General features: G+C 69.3%; 12 protein-coding genes and 1 tRNA gene. 4 read left to right on the top strand and 9 right to left on the bottom strand.

What is annotated here, in order from left to right; genetic code table 11:
- Positions 1-64: 64 nt before the first annotated feature.
- The 6 genes from ABZX92_RS41105 to ABZX92_RS41130 form a co-directional block, all read right to left on the bottom strand.
- Positions 65-715 (bottom strand): DUF4383 domain-containing protein, encoded by a 651-nt coding sequence (locus tag ABZX92_RS41105; RefSeq protein WP_355570895.1) that lies wholly within the window; start codon positions 713-715, stop codon positions 65-67.
- Between the two features lie 35 nt (positions 716-750).
- A complete protein-coding gene (locus tag ABZX92_RS41110; protein WP_355570896.1) occupies positions 751-1065 on the bottom strand; it encodes a hypothetical protein in 315 nt (104 codons plus the stop codon).
- A 209-nt stretch (positions 1066-1274) separates the two neighbouring features.
- Positions 1275-2729: a LuxR C-terminal-related transcriptional regulator gene (locus ABZX92_RS41115; RefSeq protein WP_355570897.1), complete on the bottom strand. Its 1455-nt coding sequence runs from the start codon at positions 2727-2729 to the stop codon at positions 1275-1277.
- Positions 2730-2765: 36 nt separating this feature from the next.
- Positions 2766-3431: an SAM-dependent methyltransferase gene (locus tag ABZX92_RS41120; protein ID WP_355570898.1), complete on the bottom strand. Its 666-nt coding sequence runs from the start codon at positions 3429-3431 to the stop codon at positions 2766-2768.
- A gap of 119 nt (positions 3432-3550) precedes the next feature.
- Positions 3551-3622 (bottom strand) — tRNA-Glu (locus tag ABZX92_RS41125).
- A gap of 144 nt (positions 3623-3766) precedes the next feature.
- The gene (locus ABZX92_RS41130; protein ID WP_355570899.1) at positions 3767-5101 is read right to left on the bottom strand and encodes a PucR family transcriptional regulator; all 1335 of its coding nucleotides are present in this window, start codon (positions 5099-5101) and stop codon (positions 3767-3769) included.
- A gap of 82 nt (positions 5102-5183) precedes the next feature.
- Here ABZX92_RS41130 and ABZX92_RS41135 point away from each other — a divergent pair, with 82 nt between their 5' ends.
- From ABZX92_RS41135 to ABZX92_RS41150, 4 genes are read left to right on the top strand one after another with little or no spacing between them, the layout of a single operon-like run.
- Positions 5184-6608 carry a sodium:solute symporter gene (locus tag ABZX92_RS41135; RefSeq protein ID WP_355570900.1) on the top strand — a complete coding sequence of 475 codons (1425 nt, stop codon included), beginning with the start codon at positions 5184-5186 and terminating at the stop codon, positions 6606-6608.
- A complete protein-coding gene (gene speB, locus ABZX92_RS41140; protein ID WP_355570901.1) occupies positions 6605-7543 on the top strand; it encodes an agmatinase in 939 nt (312 codons plus the stop codon). The genes ABZX92_RS41135 and speB overlap by 4 nt, the downstream gene beginning before the upstream one ends.
- The gene (locus ABZX92_RS41145) at positions 7540-9153 is read left to right on the top strand and encodes a thiamine pyrophosphate-binding protein (RefSeq protein ID WP_355570902.1); all 1614 of its coding nucleotides are present in this window, start codon (positions 7540-7542) and stop codon (positions 9151-9153) included. Before speB ends, ABZX92_RS41145 begins: the two co-directional genes overlap by 4 nt.
- A complete protein-coding gene (locus ABZX92_RS41150; RefSeq protein WP_355570903.1) occupies positions 9150-10538 on the top strand; it encodes an aminobutyraldehyde dehydrogenase in 1389 nt (462 codons plus the stop codon). Before ABZX92_RS41145 ends, ABZX92_RS41150 begins: the two co-directional genes overlap by 4 nt.
- Before the next feature lie 93 nt (positions 10539-10631).
- On the opposite strand, the gene ABZX92_RS41155 is transcribed toward ABZX92_RS41150, so the two are convergent.
- The 3 genes from ABZX92_RS41155 to ABZX92_RS41165 all read right to left on the bottom strand — a co-directional run.
- Positions 10632-11492 (bottom strand): hypothetical protein, encoded by an 861-nt coding sequence (locus ABZX92_RS41155; protein ID WP_355570904.1) that lies wholly within the window; start codon positions 11490-11492, stop codon positions 10632-10634.
- Between the two features lie 201 nt (positions 11493-11693).
- Entirely contained in the window at positions 11694-12056 is a 363-nt protein-coding gene (locus ABZX92_RS41160; RefSeq protein ID WP_355570905.1) for a hypothetical protein, read from the bottom strand.
- 75 nt (positions 12057-12131) lie between these two features.
- On the bottom strand, positions 12132-14986 hold a 2855-nt coding region (locus ABZX92_RS41165; protein ID WP_355570906.1), incomplete at its 5' end, for a polymorphic toxin-type HINT domain-containing protein.

The raw sequence follows: 14986 nt of genomic DNA on the forward strand, positions 1-14986 counted from the left end.
GTGAGAGCCGCATGTGGGCTCTCACGGCGCGTCTGCGCCGGACCAGGGGATCCGGCGGGGGGACCTAGTGCTTGATCTTGTCCTGGCTCACGCGATCGGTCTTGGGATCGACGGTCGCCTGCTCGTTGGTGATCGGCTCGCGGTGGCCGACGGTCGGGTCCATCTCCTCGATCCGGTGCTCACGAGTCTGCCCGTCGTGCAGCTTCTCGTCGCGAACCTCGTGCGCGTCCCGGAACTCCGACGACCTCTGCTCCGGCAGCACCGGCTCCTCTTCCTCCTCGATCAACCGCCGCCGCGCGGGAACCACGGCCAGCAGCAAACCGAAGATCGCGAGCCCGAGGTGCAACCAGTTGTCGTTCGTGTTGAGCGCCAACGGGTTCCCGAACTGCGACGCCGGGTTCTGCGCCAGCACGCCGGTGATCATCAGGCCCCACACGAAAATGGCGCCGTACCCGAGGAACAGCAGCCACCCGTACAGGCGGGCCGTCCCCGACCCGAGAGCCATCAGCAGACCGAGCACGCCGACGACCACGTGCACCAGGTTGTGGAACGGGTTGACCGAGAACCCGAGCACGAACGAGTGGGTGGACCAGTCGCCCACCCCGGTGCGGGTGAATCCCACGACGCCGAACACGATGAACGCGATACCGGCCAGGGCGGCCAGGATCTGCACCGGCTGAAGACCGGCGACCTTGACAGTGACGCGGTGGGTCATGACGCCCTCCAGGCTCCGTACGTGTCGCCGGACGGCTACCCCGCGTCGACCACTGTCAAACCGTTGGGTACGCCGTTCAGCGACACGTCGGGCATGCCGGTGCGCGGCACCACGACGTTGCGCTTGCCGATGTGGACCACGCGGGCGCGGGCCGGGTTCACCAGTACGGTCATCTCGGCGTTCTGGTCGTTGTACGCGCGCACCTCGACCTGCGTGCCCTGCGCGGCCGCGTTGCGCAGAGCCGCGGCCAGCGTGTCCAGGTTCCACGGCTTGACCAGGCGGAACTGGAACTCGTCGACGTGCAGGACGGCCCAGAGCTCGAGGTTGGTAGGTGGATCGGTCGGATTCACGGGCGGTTCCCCCCTCAGGGATGGATGGTGGGCTCCGGGACGCCGCGCCCACCGCTCGGCGCCCCGGAATTCTGGTACGGCAGCTGACCTTCGGCGAAGGGGCGCGTGTTGGTTCTGCCGTCACAACACGGCCGCGCCGCGCCTGCGGTTCATCCCGTTGCCCGTCAAGGAGAACTCACAGCGGCCCACCGGCACATCCAGAGCAATACCTAGGTTTGGTCGCGCGCGATTCGCGCCGCCTCGGACCGGTTGCCCGCACCGAGTTTCGCCAGCACGTGCGACACGTGCAGCCCCACCGTCCGAACACTCAGAACGAGCTCGGCGGCGATTTCCTTGTTGGTGCGGCCCCACCCCAGCAACTCCAGCACGTCGCGCTCGCGGGGCGTCAACGTGCCCAGCTGCGGCTTGTCCTGATGCAGCAGCGGAATGCGCCGTCTGCGCGCCTCGCGGTCGATCATCTTGGCCAACGGCGACGCGCCGAGCCGATGCGCCGCGCGGTCGGCGTGCCGCAGCGCTTCCGGTTCGCCACAACGAGTTCGCGCGTAGGCGGCCTGGTACGGCATCTTCAGGCGGTCCCACTCCAGCGCGATCTCCGCCCACGAGTCCCGCCCGGCCTCCGCGAACGCGTGCCGTCGCCACACCTCGTCCTCCGGCCCCTGCGGCACCGGCAGCCGGGCCAGCAGCTCCGCGACCGTCGCTGCCGGATCGTCGAGCTTCGTCACCCGGCCGCCCGCTGCCTGAAGGTCCCGTGCCGCACCGAGTCCCGCCGCGCACAGCCGCAGCACCTCGCCACCGGTCAACGCCTCCGGCAGGTCCAGCACCGTCTCCCTGCACAGTTCGACGGCGGACCGGTACTGGCCTTTCGCCCGTGCCGCAACGGCTCTGGTGTACGCGCACTGGGCGAGGAACAACGCGTCCGGCCCCTCGATGACCTTCTCGGCCCGTGCGATCAGGTCGTCGGCATCCCGTCCCCGCAACGCGGCAGCTTCCGCCTGGCACAGCAGGATCCGCGCGGCCTTGTTGCCCGGAATCGCGTCCGGAACCTCCAAGGAGTCCAGTTCGTCCCACCGCCCGAGCGCGAGCAGGCTGGTCGCGACGTTGTACCGGATCACCGCCGAGAACGTCGGCGCGAGCCCCTGAATCCCCAGCCGGGTCAACGCTTCCTTGCCGATGCGCGCGTTGCGCTCGTGCTGCCCGGCACTGGCGAGCACGAAGGTCAGGTTCCCCACGGCGCGAGTGAGCTCACGGAGGCTGCCACTGCGATGCGCGGCCGTGCGCGCGTCCTCCAAAGTGGCCGTGCCGCGCGGCAGATCCCCCAGGAACGCCTCGCACACACCACGAACGCTCAACGCGTAAGCACGAATCTCATCGGACTCGGTGGCGACCGAGTCCGCGAGCTCCACCGCTGCGCGATACTCCCCTTGCGACATCAGCCAGCTGGCCTCGGCCACCGCGATCCGCTGCACCATCGAGCCGGTGGCGAGCCCTTTGGCCTCCAGCAGCGTCTCGTGCGCGGCCGCCCGGTCGCCGAGCACGAACTGGCAGTCCCACAACAGGTACAGCAGCTCGCAGCGGTCGCCGGGGCCGGCGAGTGCCTTGCGCAGCTCCGCAGCCGCGTCCTCCGGCCTCCCCGCCCACCGCAGGGCCTTCGCCCGCTCGAGCACTTCCCGCACGTTCCCTTAGGAGGCGCGGCGAACTCGCTAGATACGGCCCGGCTTTCGGCCGATGCCCGCATAGGCCCCGGGCACGACGCACGGCGCCTCGATCGACAGCCCCTCCATGAGCTGCTCGACCGGCGCCGGATGTGACACCACCAGGAACCCTCCCGCCGGCAACGCGTGCCGATACCGGCGCACCACCCGCCCTGGCCCGGTGGCGTCGTCCACGTATCTCAGGACGTCGACCATCAACACCGCGTAAGGCTCGCGCAGGTCGAGATGAGACATCACGCCCGGATGCCGCAGCACCTGCTCGGGGCGGCGCAGGTCGGCCTCGACCGCGCACGTCCGCGGCTCACCGCGCAGCAGCCCGCGCGCGAACGCCACGGTGACCGGGTCCGAGTCCACGTAGACGACCCTGGCGTCCGGCAACGTCTGGTGCGTCGCACCGCACGTCGGGATGCCCGAGCCGAGGTCGAGGAACTGCCGGACACCAGCGGCCCAGCAGTGCCGGACGGCGTGTTTGAGGAACGACCGGTGTGCTCGCGTCACGAGCGGCAGTTCCGGGTCGATCCGGACCGCCTGCTTGGCGAAGGCCCGGTCGGCGGCGTAGTTGTGCGCGCCGCCCAGATAGAAGTCGTGGATCCGTGCGGCGTTCGGCCGACGTACGTCGACCTCGTAGCGTGCGAAGGCGGGGACCGCAGCCATTCGCAGAGCGTAACTGGCGCCTAGACCATTCGGGCGAAGTTTTCGAAGATTCTTTGGGTCCGTCTGACATGGACCCGGTTGCGGGCGGGCCCGGTCCACCCCACACAGACCGGGCCACGTAGCGCGTACGGGGATCGAACCCGTGTTTCCGGATTGAGAGTCCAGCGTCCTGACCACTAGACGAACACGCCAAGGACGAGCATTGATACACAAATGCTCGCAGAGATTAGAAGAAAGGGAACTAGCTGGTCACAGCTTCGAGGGCGCTCCGGCCCATTCCTCTGCGGTAAACATGGAACAATGATGACCGACTCGCCGGGCCCCTCGCAAAGGAATTAATCGAGCCAGGTCAGCGCGAGCCACAGCGAGGCCCGTGCGTCGGCCGTCCCAAGATCACGGCCGAGCAGCCGCTCGGCGTGGGAAATTCGGTGCCGAACGCTGTTGCGGTGCACGCCGAGCACGGCCGCGGCGCGGTCCCAGCTGCCGTGCTGCCCGAGCCAGGCCCGCAGCGTCTCGATCAGCTCGGGGCGTCCGAGGAGGCCGGCGAGCTCTCGCCGGGCGAACGCGCGGGCCGCCACGGAATCGACCAGCGAGGACAAATCGGATGCCGGGAACGCGGGTGCGCCGGTGGCGAGGGCACGCGGCAGCAGTGCGGAAGCCTCCGCCACTGCGTCGCCGACAGCCGCTTCCGGGACGGACGACGACACCCCGACCGGTCCGGACACCTCGAAGGCGGCCGGCACCAGCGCCAGGAAGTTCCCGGAGTCCTTCGACACCAGCGGCCCGTACCGCTGCGCCAGCACGTCGTAGTCCGCCCGCGACTCCCCCGCCACCACCCGGTACGGCCCCGGCCCCAGCACCGTCGCCAGGCCTGCCACCCGCGAACGCAGCAACGCCGACGCGGCGAGCCGGGCGATCTGGCCGCGTTCGCTCTCCAGGTCTCTGCGCAACAGCCCGAGCAACGCCAGCGCCACCGCGACGACAGCGCGTTCGGCAGGAGACAGCGGCGTCGATCGGCGCACCACGAGCACCGCGGACTCGACCGGATCGAGCGTCACGTGGTCTTCACCCACCTGGGCCGAAGCCGAACGAGGCCCGGTACCGGACGCAACCCGAGCCACGAGAGAGGCGAGCTCCTCAGGTGCGGACGCGGCATGAACGAGATCAGCGCGGCAGTTCAGCACCACGGCAAGCGTGGTCAGCACGGACTCCACGGGCCGCACGCGCGTGGCGGCACGGGTCAGGGCGCGCTGGCTGTCCGCGAGCATCCGCTGCTCCCGCACGGCGATCTCCGCGAGCAGTGCGCCGAGGGCCTGTGACACCGCGAGGAACGGCGTCGACGGCGGCACCTCCAGCAGCGGCATGCCCTGCGCCGCGCATGCTTCCACCAGCGACGACGGCACCGTCGGGTACTCCGGCTCGACGCCGAACCCGATCGCCGAGACACCCTTCGACGCTAGCCCGGTGACGTACGCGGGCACGTCGGACGGGAACCGCACACCGGCCGTGAGCAGCAGCTCCTCGCCGACCAGGTAGGGCGTCGGGTCCGCCAGCTCGGACACGTGCGCCCACCGGACCGGCCGGTCCAGCGCGTCGGCGCCGCAGAGCACGGTCAGCCCGAGATCGACTCGCGCGACAAGATCCCTCAGTGGGACGGTTTGCACAACCATGGTCCGACGATTGTGCATTCCGACCACTTACCAGCGCCAGCACGCGTTCCTACTGTGACCTGCAACCCAAGGAGGTCCAACAGTGGCTCTCGACTACGCGGTGATCGCCGCCTACGTGCTCGGCATGCTCGGCATGGGCTGGTGGGGCATGCGCCGCGCCACCAGCAAGAGCGAGTACCTGGTCGCCGGACGCAGGCTCGGTTTCGGCATGTACTCCGGCACCATGTCGGCCGTCGTGCTCGGCGGCGCGTCGACCATCGGCGGTGTCGGGCTCGGCTACAAGTACGGCATCTCCGGCGCCTGGATGGTGTTCGCCATCGGCCTCGGCATCCTGTTGCTCTCCGCACTTTTCGCGCGCCGGATCGTCAAGTTGAAGGTCTACACCGTCTCCCAGATGCTCGACCTGCGCTACGGCGGCAACTCCAGCCTGATCTCCGGTCTGGTGATGGCCGCGTACACCCTGATGCTCACGGTCACCTCCACGATCGCGTACTCGACCATCTTCAACGTCCTCTTCGGACTGCCGAAGAGCGTCGGCGTGATCATCGGCGGCAGCATCGTGGTGCTGTACAGCGTGCTCGGCGGCATGTGGTCGATCACGCTGACCGACATCGTGCAGTTCGTGGTGAAGACGATCGGCATCCTCTTCCTGCTGCTGCCGATCAGCCTGGCCACCGCGGGCGGGTTCGACGGCATCCAGCAGCGCCTGAACGACCCGGCGGTGTTCGACGTCGGCAACATCGGCGTCAGCACGATCATCACGTACCTGCTGATCTACGTCTTCGGCCTGCTGATCGGCCAGGACATCTGGCAGCGCGTGTTCACCGCGAAGTCGCCGGAAGTCGCGACCTGGGGTGGCGTCACCTCCGGCCTGTACTGCCTCGTCTACGCGGTGGCCGGTGCTGTGATCGGTCTCGCGGGCAAGGCGCTGTACCCGAACATCGCGAACAAGGACGAGGCGTTCGCGACGATCGTGGAGAACCTGCTGCCGACCGGTGTCCGCGGGCTCGTGCTCGCCGCCGCGCTGGCCGCGATGATGTCCACGTCGTCCGGTGCCCTCATCGCGTGCGCCACGGTGGCGTCCAACGACATCTGGCGCCGCAAGACCGACTCCGACGTCCACAACAACCGGATGTTCACTTTGGTGATCGGCGTGGTGGCAATTGGCATCGCAGTGGCTTTGAACGACGTCGTGGCCGCGTTGACCGTCGCTTACAACATCCTCGTCGGCGGTCTGCTGGTCGCGATCATCGGTGGCCTGGTGTGGAAGCGCGGCACGCGTGCCGGTGCCATGGTGTCGATGGCGCTCGGCTCGCTGACCGCGATCGGGTTCATGGTGTTCGTCGACGTGTACGCCAACGAAGCCATCTATTACAGCCTCGGCGCGTCGCTCGTGACGTACGTGGCGGTCAGCCTGGCCACCCCGGCCACGGATCCCGCTGTGCTGGCGCAGTGGGACCGCCGGGTGGCGGGTGAAGCATCCGAAGAGGAACTGGTGAACGCATGATCGGCCCCGTCGACTCCTCCCAGGTCCCGCGCTACGCGGGACCGGCGACCTTCGCCCGGCTGCCGCGCCTGGACCAGGTGGCGCACGCGGACGTCGCGGTGGTGGGAGTCCCGTTCGACACCGGCGTCTCGTACCGGCCGGGGGCGCGGTTCGCGCCCTCGGCGGTGCGGGAGGCCTCCCGGCTGCTGCGCCCCTACCACCCCGGCCTGGACGTGGCGCCGTTCGAGCGCATCCAGGTCGCGGACGGCGGGGACATCGCGGTCAACCCGTTCCACATCGGCGAGGCGATCGAGACGATCGAGGGTGCCGCTTCGGAGTTGCAGGCCGAAGGCACCCGGTTGGTGACGATCGGCGGTGACCACACGATCGCGTTGCCGTTGCTGCGGGCGGTGTCGCGGATCCACGGGCCGGTGGCGTTGCTGCACTTCGACGCGCACCTCGACACGTGGGACACGTACTTCGGCGAGCCGTACACGCACGGGACGCCGTTCCGCCGTGCGGTCGAGGACGGGATCCTCGACACCGAGGCGATTTCGCACGTCGGGACGCGGGGGCCGTTGTACGGCAAGAAGGATCTCGAAGACGACCGGCGGCTCGGGTTCGGGATCGTGACGTCTTCCGATGTGCTGCGGCGGGGCGTCGACGAGACCGTTGACGCGCTGCGGCAACGGATCGGGTCGCGGCCGTTGTACGTGTCGATCGACATCGACGTGCTGGATCCGGCGCATGCGCCTGGAACCGGGACGCCTGAGGCCGGTGGGATGACGTCGCGGGAACTGCTGGAGATCATTCGCGGGTTGCGGGGGCTGAACCTGGTGGGCGCGGACGTGGTTGAAGTGGCGCCTGCTTACGACCACGCTGACATCACGTCCGTGGCGGCTTCGCACGTGGCTTATGACCTGGTGAGCTTGCTGGCGCTGAAGGAGGGGCAGTGACTCGCAACGGCGGTGACGTCGTCGTCGAGACCTTGGAGGCCCTGGGCGCCCACACCGTCTTCGGCATTCCTGGTCAGCACGCGTTGGGGTTGTTCGACGCGCTTCGCCGCTCCGAGCTGCGGTATGTGGGTTCGCGGACCGAGGTCAACGCCGCCTTCGCCGCGGACGGGCATGCGCGGATCACCGGTTCCGTGACGCCGTTGCTGGTGTCGACCGGGCCTGGTGCGCTGCAAACCCTTGCCGGGCTGCAGGAATCGGCCGCGGGGTCGGCGCCGGTGCTCGGGATCTCGTCGCAGATCCCCTCGGCCGGGCTGGGTGGCGTGCGCGGCGGGTACCTGCACGAGCTGACCGATCAGCTGGCGTCGTTCCGGGACGTCGTGAAGCACGCTCGGGTGGTGCGGCACGCGTCGCAGATCCCCTCGGCCCTGGCCGAGGCGTGGGAGATCGCGCTGACCGCGCCGTACGGGCCGGTGTGGGTGGAGATCCCGCAGGACGTGCTGCTCGGGCCCGCTTCGGTGCCGCCGGTGACGTCGGTTTCCTGGTCCGCGCGGGAGCTCTACCCGCGTGCCGAGCTGGTCGCGGAGGCTGTTCGGTTGCTGGACGGGGCTTCCCGGCCGGTGATCCTCGCCGGTGGAGGTGCCCTGCGGGCTCGCGGCGAACTGCTGGAGCTGGCCGAGAAGCTGCGGGCGCCGGTGGTGACGACGTTCGGCGGCAAGGGCAACTTCCCCTGGGAACACCCGCTTTCCGCGCAGTCGTGGCTGGAGGACTGGCACACCACGGAGTTCCTCGCGTCCGCGGATGTTCTTCTGGTCGTGGGTTCCGGGTTGGGCGAGCTGTCGAGCAACTACCGGACGTTCCGGCCGACCGGTTCGGTGATCCAGATCGAGGCGAACCTGGGCAAGCTGGAGTCGAACTACCCCGCTCTCGGCATTCACGCCGATGCGCGGCATGCGTTGCGCGCCTTGACTTCCGGCGTGACGGCTCGGCCTGCGGACGGGGTGTCCGAGTCGCTCGTCGCGCGGTTGCTGGAGCAGGTTCGGACCCGACTTTCGTCGCAGTCGCTGGACCTGGAGCGGCAGGTGCTGTCGGCGGTGCGGGCGGCGGTTCCCGATGGCACGCCCACCTGCTGGGACATGACGATCCTCGCCTACTGGGCCTGGTCGGCGTGGGATCCGCGGGGTGGCGCGCAGTTCTCCGCCCAGGGCGCCGGCGGCCTCGGATATGGCTTCCCGGCGGCGTTGGGCGTCGCAACGGCGGTGGACGGGCCGGTGCTCGCGGTGTCCGGCGACGGCGGCGCGATGTACGGGATCTCGGAGCTGGCCACGGCCGCGCAGCACGGGTCGCGGGTGGTGTGGCTGATCGTCGACGACGGCGGCTACGGCATCCTGCGCGAGTACATGACCGACACGTTCGGCCAGGCCACCGCGACCGAGCTGGCCCGGCCGGACTTCGTGGCGCTCGCCGAGGCGTTCGGGGTGCCCGCCACCCGCAGCACGCCCGAGACGTTGCGCGAAGATCTGGCCAAGGCCTTCGCCGGGGACGGCCCGCACGTGGTGGTGCTGTCCGCGGTGTTGCGCATGTTCGCCCCCACGCACCTGGAGCACACGTGATCGTCGCGAACTTCGTCAACGGCGCCGCTGTTTCGGCCGAGAACACCTCTGCGCTCGTCGATCCCGCCACCGGCGAGGAGTTCGGCCGCGCGGTCATCTCCCGTGAGGCCGAGGTCGACGCCGCCGTCCAGGCCGCGGCCGCCGCGTTCCCGGCCTGGTCGCGGACGACGCCGGGTGCGCGTCAGCTGGCGTTGCTCAAGCTCGCGGACCTGCTGGAGGCTCGTGCTTCGGCCGTCGCCGACGCGGAGATCCGCGAGACGGGCAAGATCCGCTCGGTCGTGCTCGACGAGGAGATCCCCCAGTGCGTGGACCAGATCCGGTTCTTCGCCGGCGCCGCCCGCGCTCTGGGCACCGCGGCCGCCGGTGAGTACATCTCCGGCGCGACCTCGTACCAGCGCCGCGAGGCGGTGGGCGTGATCGCGCAGATCACGCCGTGGAACTACCCGCTGATGATGGCCGTGTGGAAGATCGCGCCCGCTCTGGCCGCGGGCAACACGGTGGTTCTGAAGCCCGCCGACACCACCCCGTCGTCCACCGTGCTGCTGGCAACGCTTGCGGCCGAGGTGTTGCCGGCGGGTGTGTTCAACGTGGTGCTGGGCGACCGCGACACCGGCCGCTTGCTGGTCGAGCACCCCGTGCCCGCCATGGTGTCGCTGACCGGTTCTACTCGGGCCGGCATCGAGGTTGCCCGGAGCGCTGCCGCGACCGTGAAGCGCACGCACCTCGAACTCGGTGGCAACGCGCCGGTTCTGGTGTTCGACGACGTGGACATCGCTTCCGCTGCCGAGGGAATCGTTGGCGCTGCTTACTACAACGCCGGCCAGGACTGCACGGCCGCCACGCGCGTGCTGGTGCACTCGGGCGTGCACGACGAGTTCGTCGCCGCCCTGGTGAAGGCGGCGTCCGCCCAGGTTCCCGGTGAGGACTTCGGTCCGTTGAACAGCAAGGCGCAGCTGGACCGCGTGCTCGGCATGCTGTCGCGGTCGTCCGCCACGGTCCACTGTGGAGGAAGGCAGCACGGCTCTGCCGGTTTCTTCCTGGAGCCCACGGTGATTTCGGGGTTGGCGCAGGAGGACGAGCTGGTGCAGGAGGAGCCGTTCGCGCCGGTGATCACGGTGCAGTCGTTCAGCTCGGACGACGAGGCCGTTTCGCTCGCCAACGGTGTGCCGCAAGGGCTCGCGTCGTCGATCTGGACCCGTGACATCGGGCGGGCCGCGGCGCTGACGGCGCGACTCGACTTCGGCATCGTGTGGGTCAACACCCACGGGCTCGTCGCGTCCGAGATGCCGCACGGAGGGTTCGGCGCCTCGGGCTACGGCAAGGACCTCTCGATGCACGGCCTGGAGGACTACACGCGCGTGAAGCACGTGATGATCGCGCACTGATCACCCGCAGACGGCACCCTTCCGCCACTGCCACCGTGATTGCACATGAGACAGGCCCGGTTCCGAGCGGAACCGGGCCTGTCTCATGCCTGTTCAGTGCACAGGAGGCTCGTACGGGATCGCCTTCGCCAGCTCACTGAACTGCTTCGCGTACTCCCAGACCTCTTCCCGCGACCTGCCGACCATGTCCTGGTAGGCGAGGTCGGATTTCATGGTGTTGTCCAGCACCGTGATCACGCTGAGCATCAGCACGAGCTCCGACCTGCTCAGGGTCAGCCTGGCATCCCGTCCGACGATCTCAGCTTCCATCATCCACTCCGGTTCTCCACTTTGGCCAGCGTGTACCGCCATCGCGATTCGCTGCGGCTGTTGGATGCGGTGCTCCAGCGGCCCGTTGTACGGATCGCCGAGGAGGCGCAGCCCTTCGGCGGGCACCACGGCGCCGAACCCGACCGCGCTCACCGCGTAACCGCCGTCGGCCAGGCCGATCTCCGGATGGTCCAGTTCCTCCGGGAGCTCGGCGTCGTGCACACCGTCGAAGACGATGTCCAGCGGCCGGTCGCCGGTGTGGTACCGCACCACCTCGCCGCTCTCCTGACGCGCGAACTTCCACGGCAGGCTGAGCGGGAACACGTCGGTCGCCTCAGCCCAGCCCTTCGCCAGCGCGATCAGCTCCGCCACCCGGGTCCGCACGCTCTCGGTCTCCCCCGGCAGATCCTCGCGCAACGGGCCGGTGATCACACGCACGATCTCCGCTGCCTGCTGTTCGGAGTACCAGGTGAGGAAGAACATCCCGTCGTGGTCGGCGAGGTGCTCGCGCATCGCCTGCGCGACCGTCGAATCCGCGGTGTGGGCGGCGATCCGCTCGAGAACCCAGGAGAAGAGGCCGTAGGAGGCGTTCCACGTCGGGCCGTACCAGGTTCCGGCATGGTCGACGGTGAAGTCACTGGACATGGCTTGATCCTGAGCGCGAGGGCCGCCCCGCGAAGCGGAACGGCCCTCGCTGTCTGAAGTGGACGGTCAGGTCAGTACTTGATGATCACGACTTTTCGTCAGGACTTGGTCCTTCACCTCACCGGCCGACCACAGAAGTCCTTCGCGGACAATTCAGGGCGCCGGTGGTCGGAGTGCCGTGGCGTTCCGCCGAACGCACGGCTACGGCATCGGGAACGGCGGCGTGCGCGGGTGGTAGATCCGCTTGATGTCGTGCTCGTCGATGCGCAGGGCGTCGAACGCGTCCCAGTCGTCCACGTCGTCCTCCGCGTAGTGGAACTTGTCGGCGAGGACATATCCGTCCGGGAACTCGGGCGTGGACAACGAATAGCCGCCGTCGATCAGGTCGACGGTGATGTCGTGCAGGTTCGGCTGGACCTTCATCTCCCTGACGCCGCCGAACATCAGGTCGATGTGCGTGCTCGCCTCCGGCCCCTTCTCCGCCCGGTAGGACAGCGTGTTCGTCTTCGGTTCGAACATCCGCAGGAAGAACTCCCGCGGCAACCGCAAGGGGAAATCGGACACTTGAACTCCTGTCAGGGTTCGGGAAGCCGGTCCGGCCGGGCACAGTTTCCCAGCCGGACCGTCGAACGAGCGCGGTCAAGCCCAAGGATTCGGGACTTTCACACCGTTGTAGTAGAAGTCGAGATACCGCAGCAGTTTGGCGTTCACCAGGGACTCGATCTCCCAGATGGTGTAGAACGGCGCACCGTCGGGGATCTGGCCGGTCTTCCTGATCTCCGCGGCCACCTTCAACGCCTCCTCGACCACCGCGAGGGCGCCGCGTTCGGCGCCGGCGAGCCCGTCGAGCTTGAAGGAGATCTTCGCCCAGGCCGGGTTCTTCCTCATCAGGTCGACCAGCGTGAGGAAGGTGTCCCACCAACCTGTCCGGTCGCCCATCAGGTGGTCGGCACCGATCCGCTCGGCGAACCTGACCAGGTCACCGCCCTTGTCCACGCCCAGAGCGATGTGCGCCAGCCAGCAGTTGGCGTTGTGCGTCAGCACCGGCCGGCCGCCGACGAGCACGAAGTACGTGTCGGGCGCGCTGACGTCGAGGTTGAAGACGCGCAACGAGTCCGTGCGCGGCCGCACCCCGCTCACCGTGACCGACAGGCCCTCGTCGGTGCGCAGGTGCTGGCCGGCCTTCAGATCCCTGGCCCTGACCCAGTCACGCATCTCGGTGACCCAGAACGGGTGGTCGGCGGTCGCCTCGACCGAACCTCCCGCGACGAGCCGCACGTCGACGACCTCCTTGCGGCCGGCGTGGCTGTACATGCCGTTCACCGCGGCGGTGTCGACCGTGCCGCTGACCGGGTTCGCCGACTTCACCACGTCCCCGCGGCGCACGTCCGAGATGCGTTTGGCGCTGCCGTCGCCCATCAACACCTCGGTGTTGCCCGAGAAGCTGTTGATGCAGCCGATCGGCAGGTCCTCCGGCGCCTTGCCCAGCAGCCTGCGCACGGCGTTGGCGAGCCGCGAGGCGATGCTCCTGGTGTTCATCAGGATCTCTCGCGCGACCGCACTGTTCTGCACGGCCATGAAGCCACCGGCGGCGGTCGAGATCCACGGCGTGAACGCCGCTCCCTCCGGCCCGATGTAGTTCAGCGCCGCCCCGAGAAACCGCAGGCCCGCCCGGCACGGACTGGCCATCAGGCACATCGCGCCGACCCGGAAGATGACCGCGCCGGTGATCGCCGCGGCCTGCATGGCGGCGACCGTCGTCAGGACACCGGTGAAGACCGTCAGGATCTGCTGGTCCTCGAAGTCCGGTGAGAGCACCGACGACAGGCAGCTGTCCCAGCCCTGGCCGCCGGGACGCTGGTCGAGCACGCGGCAGGCATAGCTCCTGAGGTACGCCTTCTCCGTGAGCTCGTCAGCGGTGGCGGTGAGCAGGTTGCTGCACTCGGTGCGCCGCTCGGGATCGTTGCTGAAACGCGTCTGGCAGTACTTGTCGTGCATCTGGCCGTACAGGAACTGGTCTTCCACGTACGCGTCGATGGCGCGTTGCGCGTCGTTGGACGCCTCCTTCGCGCTCTTACCCGCGGCCGTCGCGGTCTCGTACGCGACCTTCGCCGACTGGTAGGCCCTGACCGCAGACTCGCTCGCCTGCTGAGCGGACGACGACGCCCACTCCGCCGAGCGTGCCGCCGATCTGGCCGACTGCTGCGCCGACGCCGCGGCGTTCATGGCGGTGCGCGCGGAGTTCGCCGCCGCTTCCGCCGAACGCGCCGCCGCGTCCGCCGCCTCACTGGCCTTGCGCGCCTCCTCGGCAGCCTTGCCCGCGGACACACCGGCCTGGCGCGCGTACTCCGCCGCCTCCTCCGCGGCGTCGTTCGCGGTCGCCGCGGCCGCCTGGGCCTCGTTGGCGGCCTGCAGAGCGACGAACGCCGAAGCCGAGGCCTTGGAGACGTAGCCGAGCACCTCGGAGTTGTGCGCCGCCTGTTCCTGGTCGTGCCGTTGCGCGTTGAACCGGTCGACGTCGAGGAACTGACGCAGCAGACCGGGAGGCCCGTCCAGCGCGATCTGCGCCATCTCCCTGGTCTCCGAGCCGCTGGGGGTGTCGTTGAGGATGCGGCCGACGGCAACCCGGTCGTCGACGCCTGCGGCGCTGTAGCGCGTCTTGGACAGGAACTTCCGGTACGCGGCGCTGGTGCCGGCGTCGAGCGCCCTCTGCGCTTCCTGTTGCGTCATCGGACGGTTGGCGTCCCGTGCCGCGGCCATGATCTGGTTGATCTCCAGCCGGTCGTCGGCGTCCCGGCCGGAGTAGTTGCGCTCCACCAGGAAACGCCGCACGTCATCGTCCGAACCGGACAGTGCCGTGTGCGCTGCCGCCTTCGACCCCGCGGTGCCGGTCTTCGTCAGCACGTCCGCCGCGACCCTGTCGTCCCTGCCCGCCGCGACCGCGATACCGGTCGTGACGAAGCCGCGCACCAGTTCGTCGCTGCCGCCCAACGCCGTCCGGGCGGCCTCCTTCGTCCACGAACCTCCGTCGCGCACCAGCCGCAACGCGATCTGGCGGCCTTTGTCCGCCACCACCTGCGGGTCGACGCCCGGTGCCGTCGCCTCGGCGATGAGCTGGCGCGTCTGCGGGTCGCGGCGGCTGACCTGGGCCATGTCCCAGGTGAGCTCGCTGCTGAGCACAGGCGACGCCGCCGCGGCCGCCGCCGACACCTCGCGGGCCTGGTCGAGCCGGGTGCTCACGCGAACCGCGTCAGCCGCCCGAGCCGCGTCGTAGACGACCTTGGCCTGGTCCGCCGCGTCGACCGCGGTCTTCGCAGCCGCGGTGGCCGCGTTCGCGTGCCGGGTCGCTTCTGCCGCGGCGTCGGCGGCCTGACCCGCGTGGTCTGCGGCCCTGTCGGCGGCTTCCGCGGCCGCCCGTGCGTCGGCCGCGGCCCGCTGGGCACCGCGTAGCCGTCCACCCGAACTCGCCACAGACCGGCGGCCGGGTTGTTGAC

Source organism: Lentzea sp. NPDC006480 (assembly GCF_040611995.1).
Lineage (GTDB): Bacteria > Actinomycetota > Actinomycetes > Mycobacteriales > Pseudonocardiaceae > Lentzea.

What these genes read in the sequence shown, in the direction of transcription:
- ABZX92_RS41105 (WP_355570895.1), bottom strand. Translation starts at nt 715, where the DNA reads ATGACCCACCGCGTCACTGTCAAGGTCGCCGGTCTTCAGCCGGTGCAG.
- ABZX92_RS41120 (WP_355570898.1), bottom strand. Translation starts at nt 3,431, where the DNA reads ATGGCTGCGGTCCCCGCCTTCGCACGCTACGAGGTCGACGTACGTCGG.
- ABZX92_RS41130 (WP_355570899.1), bottom strand. Translation starts at nt 5,101, where the DNA reads ATGGTTGTGCAAACCGTCCCACTGAGGGATCTTGTCGCGCGAGTCGAT.
- speB (WP_355570901.1), top strand. Translation starts at nt 6,605, where the DNA reads ATGATCGGCCCCGTCGACTCCTCCCAGGTCCCGCGCTACGCGGGACCG.
- ABZX92_RS41155 (WP_355570904.1), bottom strand. Translation starts at nt 11,492, where the DNA reads ATGTCCAGTGACTTCACCGTCGACCATGCCGGAACCTGGTACGGCCCG.